Origin of the sequence: Pseudomonas halotolerans, assembly GCF_039581215.1 — a bacterium.
In the GTDB taxonomy this organism is placed as follows: Bacteria; Pseudomonadota; Gammaproteobacteria; order Pseudomonadales; family Pseudomonadaceae; genus Aquipseudomonas; species Aquipseudomonas tehranensis.
In genome coordinates, this window is sequence record NZ_JBCNTJ010000019.1 from 119,929 (window position 1) to 131,291 (window position 11,363).

Consider the following 11,363-nt stretch of genomic DNA (forward strand, 5'->3'; position numbering starts at 1 on the left):
CGTAGGGCTCTGGCAAGTTGTTCAACGTTGGGCCGAGGAAAGGTTGTAGGTGAGGCGGGCCACGCCACTGAGACCGACACTGATCAAACTGCCATCGGGGGCGGCGACCAGGCCGGCGATCGAGGCGCCAGCCGGGCCTGTCAGATGCCGTAAGCTGCGTCCCCGGTCGGGGCTGAGTAACAAATCACCGGCCTGGCTGGCCAGGATCAACGCGCCATCAGGCAGTTGGGTGCCGGTCGACAGCGCCACCTCCAGACCGGTCTCAACGCGCCGCCATGTAAGCCCCTGGTCGCCCGACCAATAAGCATTGCCGCGCAAACCGAAGGCCACCAACTCACCGGCAGGACTGCCCTGCACACCGAAGAAACTGCCATCGTAGGGTGACTCGAGCGCCTGAAAACTGCCGCCGTTGTCAACCGAGCGCAGCAGCAGACCGCGTTCGCCGACGATGAACAGCGCGCCGCCCGCAGGGCGAATGCCGTACAGGTTGAGGCCCTCGGGGTTATCCACCTGCTGCATCCACGGCTGCCAGCTATCGCCCCCATCCGTGGTATGCAGGATCAGGCCATAGGCACCGACCACGTAACCGTTACGGCGGTCGCTGAAATACAGGTCGAGAAAGGGTTTGTCCGGGCCATCGGCGACCAGCCACTCGGCCTCCTTGAGCCGCTTGGCGTCGTTACCTTGCTGGGCCGAAACCAGCGCCAGATGCGCCGCTGCGACACCATCGAGTTGCTTGACCCAGGTTTGGCCACCGTCGATGCTGCGCAGAATCACGCCCAAATGACCGACAGCCCAGCCCTGCTCGGCATCCACGAACTGCACGGCCGTCAGGCTGACGCTGACCGGCACACGGGCCTGTCGCCAGCTCTGGCCGGAATCGTCAGAGAGCAAGACGATGCCACGTTCACCGACCGCCACCAGCCGGTCGCCGGCCCGGGTGATCGCCAACAGCACCGCACGGGATGCCTTGGCACTGTGCACGGCCGCCTGGTTGAGCAGCGTAATCCCCGGGCTGGCCGTTGCCCAGCCAGGCACTGATAACGCAGCCAGCAGCAAAGCCACCGGCAGCGCCCGCATGAGTGAAAAATTACCGATCATGTCCGCTCCGACCATCGCATAAGAGTTATCCAGACGCTGATCGCACAACGCGCCGATGCCTGGGCCCCGGCGCCTTGCGCAATCGCTTAGCGCATGCTGTCGCTGGCCATGGCATCAGGGGTAAAAAACGCGGCCGGCGGACGCGGATAGCTCTGGTACTGCACACCCAGATCGTTGGCCGAGGAGTTCAGGAAGTAGGCGCCGGTTTCCAGGTTGTAACTGCCCCACATCATTTGAGAGGTCAGCGCCGGCATTTCAGGTGCCAGCAGGGTGAGCGTGTAGTTATGCCGTCCCAACTTGCCTTGGGCGTCATAGCCGTCGAGCAGCAGCACTTGCCAGGAGTCCTCGTCCACGTAATAGGTACGCTTGGGCACTACATGACGCTTGCCGTCCTTGAGCGTGGCGCTCACGACCCACACCCGATGCTTCTCCCAGCGCACCAGATCCGGGTTGAGGAAACCTGGCTTGACCAACTCGTCGCTGCTCACCGCCGCCGCGCGGTTGTTGTTGTAAGGCACCAGCAGTTCTTTCTTGCCGATCAGCTTGAGGTCATGGCGGTCGGTGGGCCCGAAAATCATGAAGGCCTCGTCGAAGAAACCGACGCCTGAGGTGACGAAGTCCGGCGTATCGTATGCGACGTTCGGCGCACGGCGCACCCGACGCTGGCCCACCAGGTACTGCCAGGCGGCGCGTTTGCCGGGGTCCATGTCCCAGTGGGTCATCAGCCCCTCGCCGGCCTTGGAGGACGGCAGTTCCGTAGCCAGTTTGCCGATCAGAAACTTGCCCGCGAAGGTGTCGAGGCTGCCCTCTTTGAAGTAGTAAGGGCTCTGGTACCAGAAACGCGCGCGGGTGGCCTGGATCTTCTTGCCGCCAGCCGTCATCAGCCAAGTGTCGAACGGCGAATAGAAGGTGTCGGCGCCCTGCCAGGACAGGCGGTGGTTCCACAACACCTCGGCACCGTTTTGCGGCAATGGGAAAGGAATCCCGCCGTAGGCGCCGCTGACTTTCTCAGTGGGCACATCGAGGGTGGCGCGGGTGGCGTTTGTCAGGGTGTTGTCGTACACCCACTGCGGCGCGGCAGCACTGCGCCGGGTCGGATAGACGTCCAGGCGGTAACCCGGATACTTCTGCAGCAAGGCCTGGGTGCCCTCGGCCAACTGGTCGGCGTACTGTGCCATGTTGGCCGCGCTCACCGAATACAGCGGCTTGTCGGCGGCGAACGGATCGGCACGTTTGTCGCCGTTCTTGTAGCCGGCCGGCGCCGTGGTATAGCCACCAGTCCATTCAGGAATGCTGCCGTCCTGGTTGCCGGCGCGCTCGGCGCCGAGCGGCGTGAGCTCGGTGCCAAGCCGTGCGGCCTGCTCAGGAGAAACGGCCGCCTGCGCCAGGCTGGCACTCAACAAGGCAATGGCCAGGGCCGAAATACGCAAGGAAAATAGGCTTTGCATAGAAAATGAAACCTCTTATTAGAATGTGGTTTTCACGTACATGGCGACGAAGTCACGGTCGGCCAGGGATTGGCCGTAGCTGAAGTTGCCGTCCTCGCGCAGCCCCGCCGCCTTCTTGCCGAAGAAATTCACGTAGTTGATGCCGAAGTCCCAGCGCTGCAGGTAAGTGGCTTTGAGCCCGACACTCCAGTCGCCGGCGTGGGTATTGCCGAACCCGGCCTTGCTGACGGCTGAGGAGCGTCCATCGAGGACGACGCCAAACCCCACCGGCACGCTCAGGTCCAGACCGTCGGCGACCTGGAAATAAGCCGGCTCGGCCAGCACCCGCAGCGCCGTCGCGTCACGGGTGGTGTTGGAATCCAGTGCCGCGCGGTTGTCGGTGACGCTGAGGGTACGGTTCCAGGCCAGTTCGGCGAGCACCGAGCCGCCATCCCAAAGCGAGTTGGGCGACAGCAGGTAGATGGTCGAGAGGTTGACGTGGGCGGTCTTGCCCTTGGCGTAGAGCGCATCGCCGCTGTTGTCCGCCGCCATTCCCGGTGTCACCACCTGCAGGTTGCTCACCAGCGGTGCATCCCAACGCACCGAGGTCTCGCCGGCGAAATTGAACGGGCCATAGGCCGTGGAGAAGCTGGCGCCCAGGGTTTTGATGTCTTCGGCGTAAACCTGGCGATAGGAACCCAGGATTGGCAGCCCGGTGGCGGCGGCCGCTGCACCGTCCAGATAGGCATAGAGTGCGCTCGGCGCCTTGTCGTGATACTTGGCGGCGTAGAAGCCCAGTTCCAGTTCGGTGCCTTCGGGCTTGTAGCGCAGTTGCATGCCGCCCTGGCCGGAGTTCCTGGCCTCGATGTCGGAGGCATGCACGGTGGTGTTGCCAAACACCTGGGTCCAGTCGCCGGAACCTTCGCCGATGCCATCGTTGTCACTCAGGTAGCTGCCCGCCCCCGGCAGGTTGGAACGCTCCCATTCGAACTGATAGTAGGCACCCACAGACAACTGCGGGTTGATCTGCAACTGCCCGGACACTTGATTGACCGGCCGCAGGATTTCCTTGAATTGGGTGCCGGGTACGCTGAGCAGCTTGACGATATCGCTCGGCCCCTGAGCATTGGCGATGCCGTTGCCCCCGTAGAACAGGCTTTCACCGTAGATCAGGCTATGTCGGCCCAGACGCAAAGTGCCCTGGCTCGATTCGCCGACATCGCCTCGCACGAATACGAAGGCATCGAGTAACTCGGCATCACGCCCGTGCAGCTCGCGGGTATCGTCGAGGAAGTGCCGTTGCTCGCTGCTGTCGGTGTTCTTGTTGTAGATATCGTCGTACCAGGCCGCAGCGCTGAGGCGCAGGCCGTAGTTTTCCCGGCTCAGGTCCATCTCACTGAACAGGTCCAGGCGGTTGGAGACCAGGCCGCTGCTGAAGTTCTTGTCGCCCTGGCTCTGGATCGAGGGGTACAGGCCGCCCGCCGTCGGCGCGTTGACCAGGTTGTCATCGGCCCCCTGCAGGCGCCAGGCCTGGCTGTACTTGAGGGTGTTGTCCCAGCGCAAACGCCATTCACTGTCGCCCAGGTCAATTTGCGCGGCCTGGGGCTGGGAGGCCCAACCGGCCAGGCAAACCGAGAGTGCCAGGGCGGAACGCTTGAAGCCTGGATAGCATCGAGAGTTGTGCATGTTGTTCCTCATTGTTCTTGTTGTTGGAAGCATGTGTTGTGAACGGGCCGGTCGCCGTAGCCGGCCGGCGATAACTCGCGCAGGGCTCCTCGTTCAGATGTAGGTGGATGCCAGGCCGCCATCGACCGGCAGATTGACGCCGTTGATCCAGCGCGATTCGTCGGCACACAGGAAGGCAATGGCAGCCGCCACTTCATCGGCGTAGGCCGGTCGCTTCATTCGATGAGCGTCAGCCTCGACGCGCGCTTGACCGAGCATGCTGACGAAATCACCCAGGATGGGCGTGAACACCGGGCCCGGTGCCACGCAGTTCATGCGCACCGAGGTGTGCAAGAACCAGGGTTGGGCCTGCTGGTAGTTCCAGACGATCAAGGCCTCTTTGAAGTACTGGTAGCAGCTCTCCTGGGGCACCGGATGTTCGGCCAGCCAGGCCTGGCCATGGGCGAAGCTTTCCGTAGCGGCCAGCGCCTTGTGCAGGTCCAGGCGCTGCGGCCATTGCGCGCCCAGAATCGAAGCGACGTTGACGATGCTGCCTCCGGCGATGATGCGCGGCAGCACCGCCCCACAGAGATGGCGCACCCCCAGGTAATTGACCTGGGCAACCGCTTGCGGATCGGCGGTCCCCGGGACTCCAGCGATGTTGCACAAGCCGTCGAGGGCCTGCGGCAACCGCAGCACAGCCGCATCAATGGCATCCGGGTGGCTGAGATCAGCCTGGATGAAATCGTCCAGGCTCAGGTTGGGCTCATTGCGATCCATGCCAATGACGGTGGCCCCGTGGGCACGCAGGATCCGGGAGGTTTCGGCGCCGATGCCCGAGGAAACCCCGGTCACGACTATCCTCTTGTTGGTCAACTTCATACGGGCTTCCCGATTCTTGCTTGTACTGCCTGCTCGAAAGCGGCGACAGCCAAGCCATATTGTTATTGCCGAATTAGTTAATCTCGGTAACTAGTTGTAGCAAGCGATATGCCATCTCCGGGCAATCGAAAAGCAACCGCTCAAGCCCGGGGCATCCAGCTCAAACACAGGCAAGCAAGGGTCATGAGTGGAGAACTGGGCGGGTTAAAAAGTGATGATTTCAGCAATTTCATGCTGCACTATGCGGATTATGATTATTCCGATTAAGGATTGGTGATGGCGGACAAGCTGATTTCCCTGGCCGAACTCTCTCGCGCAACGCCAAGCAAACCTGTGCGCGGTGCCAGCGAGCAACTGCCACCGGGTGCACCACCGACCCTGCAAGATCTGACTGAATGCCTGATGTTCAGCCCGGGCGACGGGCGCATCTGGTTGAACGGCGCACGCATGCTGCTGATCCACAACAGCGGCATCGGCGCGCTACGCCGAGAGCTGATTGAAAGCATGGGCCTGGCCCGCGCGCGAGGCATCATGTTGCGCACGGGCTACCATTGCGGCGCCCGGGACGCCGCCCTGATCAAGGAGCGCTTCCCCGAGGCTGACATCCTGGCGCTGTTCGCCGCCGGCCCGATCATTCATGCGATCGAAGGCGCGGTGAAGGTCGAGCCGGTGCATTTCGAGTTCGACATGAACCTGGGCACCTATTACGGCGAGTTCCTCTGGCACCACTCCAGCGAGGATGATGAGCACATCGCCCACTTCGGCATCGGCACGGAACCGGCCTGCTGGATGCAGACCGGCTATGCCACCGGGTACACCTCGGCAATGGTCGGCCGGCTGATTCTCTACCGCGAGGTCGAATGCCGTTCCACCGGTTCCAGTATTTGCCGACTGATTGGAAAGCCCGCGGAGGAATGGGACGACGCCGAAGCGGACCTGGCCGACCTGAACGCCGAACCGTTCGTCAGCACCGGCGGGCGCAGCGTAACGGCCCACAGTCGCAATGATAAAGGCGCCCTGCCGACGAGCCTGCTGGTTGATCCGACACCCGCACAAGACAGCGACATGGTGGGGATTTCCTCAGCCTTCAACGCCGCCTGCCACATGTTGCGCCGGGTCGCGCCGACCCAGGCAACGGTGCTGTTCACCGGCGAGTCCGGGGTCGGCAAGGAAATGTTTGCGCGGATGCTGCATCGCATCAGCCCGCGCCACGATGAACCCTTTGTCGCCATCAACTGCGCTGCCATCCCGGAAAACCTGATGGAATCGGAGCTCTTTGGCGTCGAGCGTGGCGCCTATACCGGTGCCACTCAATCGCGCGCCGGGCGCTTCGAACGCGCCGACGGCGGCACCCTGTTCCTCGACGAGATCGCCACCCTCAGCCTGGTGGCCCAGGGCAAGCTGCTGCGCGCCTTGCAGGAAGGCGAGGTCGAGCGGGTCGGTGGCAGCCGCACGGTGAAGGTCGATGTGCGGGTGGTCGCCGCGACCAACGTCGACCTTCGTGCCGCCGCGCAACGTGGCGAGTTCAGGGAGGATTTGTTCTTTCGCTTGAATGTGTTTCCGATCCACCTGCCGCCGTTGCGCGAACGCAAGGAAGACATCCCACTGCTGATGACCCACTTCCTGCATCGCTTCACCCAGCGCCATGGGCGCCAGATCAGCGGTTTCACGCCGCGCACGGCCGATACGCTGCTGGCCTATGACTTTCCGGGCAATATCCGCGAATTGCAAAACCTGGTGGAACGCGGCGTGATCAGCGCGCCGGACGGCGGCGCAATCGACCTGGCGCACCTGTTTACCAGTGGCGAACGTCTGGCCCAGCCCATGTTCTCCATCGGCACCCGTGGCCAATTGGCTGCCAACCCCAACGATCCGCCGCCGGCCAGCCCTACCAAGACCGCCGCAGCCAGTACAGGCAGTGGTGCGATTCTGGAGCTGTTTGGCGGCAAGGATCCAAGCCGGTTGTCATTGCAGGAGATTGAGGAGACCCTCATTGACCACTGCCTGGGTGAAGTGAAAGGCAATGTCTCGGAAGCGGCCCGTCGTCTGGGCCTGACCCGTGCTCAGTTGTCCTATCGCCTGTCGCGACGCTCGACCGGCGAGTAACGGCATCGCCGATCCGGGAAAAAGTGCGGGGGCAACTGTCTTGGATGGCTTATGTTGCTTTCGATTTCCCGGCCATCCAAACCTCCTCCGTGGGAGCAAAGCTTGCTCGCGATAGCGGTGGTTCCGCTCGCATCAATGTTGAATGTGCCTCAGTTATCGCGAGCAAGCTTTGCTCCCACAGGGGTCTTGTGGTGAATGTGAATCTTGTGGCGATCCGGGAAAAGTGGGGGCAACTGTCTTGGATGGCTTATGTTGCTTTCGATTTCCCGGCCATCCAAACCTCCTCCGTGGGAGCAAAGCTTGCGGTGGTTCCGCTCGCATCAATGTTGAATGTGCCTCAGTTATCGCGAGCAAGCTTTGCTCCCACAGGGGTCTTGTGGAGCGTGTGGCTGCCCCGGTGAGCGCTCACGGCTTGGGCACACGATGGATAAAGCAGCGGCCGAACATACCGAGAGCCACCTCAACCCGCTGCTCGATCTGTTCGTCTGACCAGCTCTGTTGCACCCCCAGGGTGAACAGCTTGAGCGGCTGGGAGATCAGCAGTGCATCGATCAGCTCGACCGCTGACTCGACATCTTCGTGGGCCAACAATCCCTTGCCGGCCGCCTTGCCCAACCAACCGCGCAACAGGCTCAGGCAACGCCCGGCACCCTCCTGATACCAGATCCTGGCAAGGCCCGGCGCCGTCTCGCGCCCCTGGGCAGCCAACAGGTAGAGACCCAGAGCCAATGGCGAGAGGGTCAGACGCGCCCATAACGTCAGGTACATGCGCAACTCGCTGAGCAGATCCTCGGCGCAGTCGATGCCGCTTTCCAATAGCAGTTCCAGGGTGGACAAGTCCCTGGCCACCAGTTGCGAGAGCAACGCCTCCTTGCTCGCCACCAACTGGTACAAGGTCTTCTTGGAGATTCCGGCGGCGCGGGCGATGGCATCCATGGTGATGTTGGCGAAATTGCCGCTGCCAAGCGCCTGCGCCGCGGCATCCAGCAGCGAGGTCATTTGCTCCTGGCGGCTGCGTATCGGCGGACGACCGCGCCTGACGGGCTGCTCAGTGGTTTCAGTCATTACGGAACCTGTTGATCGGCATGGTGCACGTGTTCCGGTGGTGGTTTCACAGAGGGGTCTAGCTTAGCGCAGCCCGCCCTCGCAAACGCCTCACGCAGGGAATCCTCGATGAGTTGCCAAGCCTCCTGCGCCGTAGCATCAGGCCCCAGATGGGTGAACATGTGGTCGCAGTCGGTGAACATCTTTTCGTTCACCACGACGCCGGCCTGGCGCAATTTCTGCGCGTAGGCCTGCCCCTCAGCACGCAGGATATCGTGCTCGGCGGTGATCAACGTGGTCGGGGGCATACCGTGCAATTGCTCGACCGTCGCCAGCAATGGCGATACCAGCGGGTCCCGGGCCTGGGCCGGATCGCTCAGATAACAGCTATTGAAAAAGCGCACCAGACCCGCGCCGAGCAAGGGTTTGTCGATGAGAGAAAGCTTCAGTCCGGGATCCTGGGCCAAGTCCAGTACCGCATAGTCAATGACCTGATGCACCACCCGCAAACGCTGATGCCCCCGCGCCAGATTGGCCACGCCAGTGGCCAGATTGCCGCCCGCGCTGTGCCCACCGACCGCGATGCGTTGTGGGTCGATGCCCAGGGTCGTGGCCTGTTCGGCCAGCCACTCAAGCACCGCGAAGCTCTGGCGCAAGCCCGCTGGAAAGGGAAACTCGGGGGCCAGCACATAGTCCAGATTGACCACCAGGCAACCCAGGTTGTGAGCCAAGCGCCGGCAATAACTGTCGTCATGCTCCGGCACCCCGGCCACGAAACCGCCGCCATGCAGGTTCAGATACACAGGCAGAGGTTCAGTGGACGACGTATGGGGCCAATAGAACAAGGCCCGTGCCGGGCCCCACGCGGTGGGGATGAATGTCTCGTCGAGCAAGCGCAACGGATACTGCGCCGCGTCGTAGGTGAACTTGGCTTTCATGCGTTTGGCAAAGGCGCGCAGTAGCTTGGCCTTGAGGGTTGACACCATGTTCATGGTCATACTCCTGAACGACTCAGTGGGCAGTCAGCAATTGATCCAGCAGACCGTGGATCATTGCGCCGTAAGGCGCGCGCATCGCCAGGTTGGACTCACCGACCGGGCTCTGCACCACCACCGCCTTGGCATGACTGAACGCACGGAAGCCGTAGACCCCGTGATACGCCCCCATACCGGAGTGACCGACACCGCCAAATGGCAGCGCCTCGAACACCACATGGCTCATGACGTCATTGATCACCACACCGCCCGAAGTCGTGCGCTCCAGCACCTGCTGGCGCTCACCGGCATCCTCGCCGAAGTAATAGGCCGCCAGGGGTCGCGGTTGAGCGTTGACGTAGTCGATCGCCGTGGCGAAATCGCGGTAGGTCTTGATCGGCAACAGCGGGCCGAAGATTTCCTCGCGCAGCACCTGCATCTGCTCAGTGGCATCCAGCACCAGCGTCGGCGCGATCTTGCGGGTCTGGCGATCACCCAGGTCTTCCTGCGCCGGGTTGATCTCGATCAGCCGCGCCCCTTTGGCGCGCGCATCGACCAGATAACCCTGCAGGCGGTCGAAATTGCGTGGGTTGATGATGGAGGTGTAGTCCGGGTTGCTGTGCAAGGAGGGATACATGGCAGCGACGAAGCGCACCGCCTCGGCGACGAAGTCTTCCAGGCATTCTTCCGGTAGCAGCACGTAGTCCGGGGCCAGGCAGATTTGCCCGGCGTTGAAGGTCTTCACCGTCATGACCCGCTGCACCACCGTCGCCAGGTCGGCGCTGCGGGACACCAGCACGGGCGACTTGCCGCCCAGCTCCAGGGTCACCGGTACCAGATTGTCCGAGGCTGCCCGCATGATGTGCCGGGCCACTGCCGTCCCCCCGGTGAAGATCAGGTGGTCGAAGGGTTGGGCACTGAACAGCGCGCCGACTTCGGCATCGCCCAGCACCGTGGTCAGTTCATGCTCGTCAAAATACCGGGCGATCAATTGGCCCATCAATGCCGATGTGCGCGGGGTCAGTTCAGAAGGCTTGAGCATGGCCCGGTTACCGGCGGCGAAAATACTCGCCAGCGGCCCGAACGCCAGTACGATGGGAAAATTCCAGGGGCTGATCACGCCCACCACGCCCAACGGCTGGTACTCGACCCGCGCCTCGCTGTTAGGGAAAGGGGCCGGATGCGACTGCGACTGCATCCACTCGGCCAGATGCTCACGGCAATACTTGAGGCTTGCCACGGAACCACCAATATCGGAAAGCAGCGTCTGTTCGCGGCTGCGATTGCCGAAATCCGCCGACACTGCCTCAACAATGGCTTCACGGTTATCCAGCAGCAAAGCAATGGCCCGGTCCAGTCGGTCGCGCCGCAGTTCCAGGCTCGCCGGCCCGTCGGCCAGGTGGGCCTGCTTCATCCGGGCGAGCATGGCAGTGAGTTGTTCGGCACCAACGGGCGCCGCGGGGTGACCGGGAATATTCATGGCGTAGGTTCCTGCTGATTATTGTTATTGAACAGCACTAAATACCCTTTGAGCAGGCACACAAGCCGGCTCGCAAATGGAGTATGCCAAAAAACAGAAGAAAGGAAACCGTTAGGTTTCTTAATTTGAAAGAATCATCCGTGAAAGCCATTTCCCCGTAAACAGGCATCAAAACCGATAATTCAGGGCGAAACAGGAAAAAATGCGAATCCCATCGCTGGAGACTTTCGTAGCGTTTTAGCGTTGCTCGCGAACCGACCTCTCGAAAACTGATTAATTTTTATAATTATTTTCTTCGTAGCCTTCCATGCGCCGCCGCGATTGCCCTAACGGATGAAGTGCATTTGACTCTCCTGACTTAATGGTCCAGTTTTTAGCTAACGGGAGGTTTCGCAGCTTTGTGACAGGCATGACCTCCCCCGCTGTTCAACTTGAATGGGCGTCCCAGTGTCAGTGATCCCCCTCGTGGTGTGTGACGACTCCAACATGGCACGCAAACAGGTGCTCCGTGCATTGCCGGCGGACTGGCCGGTCTCGGTCACCGAGGCCAGCAATGGGCGCCAGGCCATGGACGCCATACGCCAGGGCCTGGGCCAAGTGGTGCTGCTGGACCTGACCATGCCGGAGATGGATGGTTATCAGGTGTTGAGCGCCTTGCGCGCCGAAGGCTTGAAGGCGCAAGTC

The 11,363-nt window shown here is 62.0% G+C and carries 9 protein-coding genes; 2 read left to right on the forward strand and 7 right to left on the reverse strand.

Features of this window, described 5'->3' with window-relative positions; genetic code table 11:
• Positions 1-21: 21 nt before the first annotated feature.
• The 4 genes from AAIS01_RS22545 to AAIS01_RS22560 all read right to left on the reverse strand — a co-directional run bounded on the left by AAIS01_RS22545 (position 22) and on the right by AAIS01_RS22560 (position 5,075).
• Positions 22-1,116 (reverse strand): WD40/YVTN/BNR-like repeat-containing protein, encoded by a 1,095-nt coding sequence (locus tag AAIS01_RS22545; RefSeq protein ID WP_431191941.1) that lies wholly within the window; start codon positions 1,114-1,116, stop codon positions 22-24.
• Positions 1,117-1,187: 71 nt separating this feature from the next.
• Positions 1,188-2,549, reverse strand: coding sequence for a DUF1329 domain-containing protein (locus AAIS01_RS22550; protein ID WP_343470780.1), 1,362 nt, complete (start codon positions 2,547-2,549; stop codon positions 1,188-1,190).
• An 18-nt stretch (positions 2,550-2,567) separates the two neighbouring features.
• Entirely contained in the window at positions 2,568-4,214 is a 1,647-nt protein-coding gene (locus AAIS01_RS22555) for a DUF1302 domain-containing protein (protein WP_092396613.1), read from the reverse strand.
• Between the two features lie 93 nt (positions 4,215-4,307).
• The gene (locus AAIS01_RS22560) at positions 4,308-5,075 is read right to left on the reverse strand and encodes a coniferyl-alcohol dehydrogenase (protein WP_343470781.1); all 768 of its coding nucleotides are present in this window, start codon (positions 5,073-5,075) and stop codon (positions 4,308-4,310) included.
• Positions 5,076-5,351: 276 nt separating this feature from the next.
• Between AAIS01_RS22560 and AAIS01_RS22565 the strand changes: the two genes are divergently transcribed.
• Positions 5,352-7,181, forward strand: coding sequence for a sigma 54-interacting transcriptional regulator (locus AAIS01_RS22565; protein ID WP_343470782.1), 1,830 nt, complete (start codon positions 5,352-5,354; stop codon positions 7,179-7,181).
• Between the two features lie 405 nt (positions 7,182-7,586).
• On the opposite strand, the gene AAIS01_RS22570 is transcribed toward AAIS01_RS22565, so the two are convergent.
• The 3 genes from AAIS01_RS22570 to AAIS01_RS22580 are packed head-to-tail and all read right to left on the reverse strand — an operon-like array spanning position 7,587 to position 10,679.
• A complete protein-coding gene (locus tag AAIS01_RS22570; RefSeq protein ID WP_343470783.1) occupies positions 7,587-8,246 on the reverse strand; it encodes a TetR/AcrR family transcriptional regulator in 660 nt (219 codons plus the stop codon).
• Positions 8,246-9,217, reverse strand: coding sequence for an alpha/beta hydrolase (locus AAIS01_RS22575; protein ID WP_343470784.1), 972 nt, complete (start codon positions 9,215-9,217; stop codon positions 8,246-8,248). Before AAIS01_RS22575 ends, AAIS01_RS22570 begins: the two co-directional genes overlap by 1 nt.
• A 19-nt stretch (positions 9,218-9,236) precedes the next feature.
• Positions 9,237-10,679 (reverse strand): coniferyl aldehyde dehydrogenase, encoded by a 1,443-nt coding sequence (locus tag AAIS01_RS22580; protein WP_343470785.1) that lies wholly within the window; start codon positions 10,677-10,679, stop codon positions 9,237-9,239.
• A 435-nt stretch (positions 10,680-11,114) separates the two neighbouring features.
• On the opposite strand from AAIS01_RS22580, the gene AAIS01_RS22585 reads away from it, so the two are divergent.
• Positions 11,115-11,363 (forward strand): response regulator (locus AAIS01_RS22585; protein ID WP_343470786.1); only part of this gene is annotated, 249 nt, incomplete at its 3' end.

Excerpts from the sequence above, each read along its gene's own strand:
- AAIS01_RS22545 (WP_431191941.1), bottom strand. The coding sequence starts at position 1,116 with ATGGTCGGAGCGGACATGATCGGTAATTTTTCACTCATGCGGGCGCTG.
- AAIS01_RS22560 (WP_343470781.1), bottom strand. The coding sequence starts at position 5,075 with ATGAAGTTGACCAACAAGAGGATAGTCGTGACCGGGGTTTCCTCGGGC.
- AAIS01_RS22565 (WP_343470782.1), top strand. The coding sequence starts at position 5,352 with ATGGCGGACAAGCTGATTTCCCTGGCCGAACTCTCTCGCGCAACGCCA.
- AAIS01_RS22555 (WP_092396613.1), bottom strand. The coding sequence starts at position 4,214 with ATGCACAACTCTCGATGCTATCCAGGCTTCAAGCGTTCCGCCCTGGCA.
- AAIS01_RS22575 (WP_343470784.1), bottom strand. The coding sequence starts at position 9,217 with ATGAACATGGTGTCAACCCTCAAGGCCAAGCTACTGCGCGCCTTTGCC.
- AAIS01_RS22550 (WP_343470780.1), bottom strand. The coding sequence starts at position 2,549 with ATGCAAAGCCTATTTTCCTTGCGTATTTCGGCCCTGGCCATTGCCTTG.
- AAIS01_RS22570 (WP_343470783.1), bottom strand. The coding sequence starts at position 8,246 with ATGACTGAAACCACTGAGCAGCCCGTCAGGCGCGGTCGTCCGCCGATA.
- AAIS01_RS22580 (WP_343470785.1), bottom strand. The coding sequence starts at position 10,679 with ATGAATATTCCCGGTCACCCCGCGGCGCCCGTTGGTGCCGAACAACTC.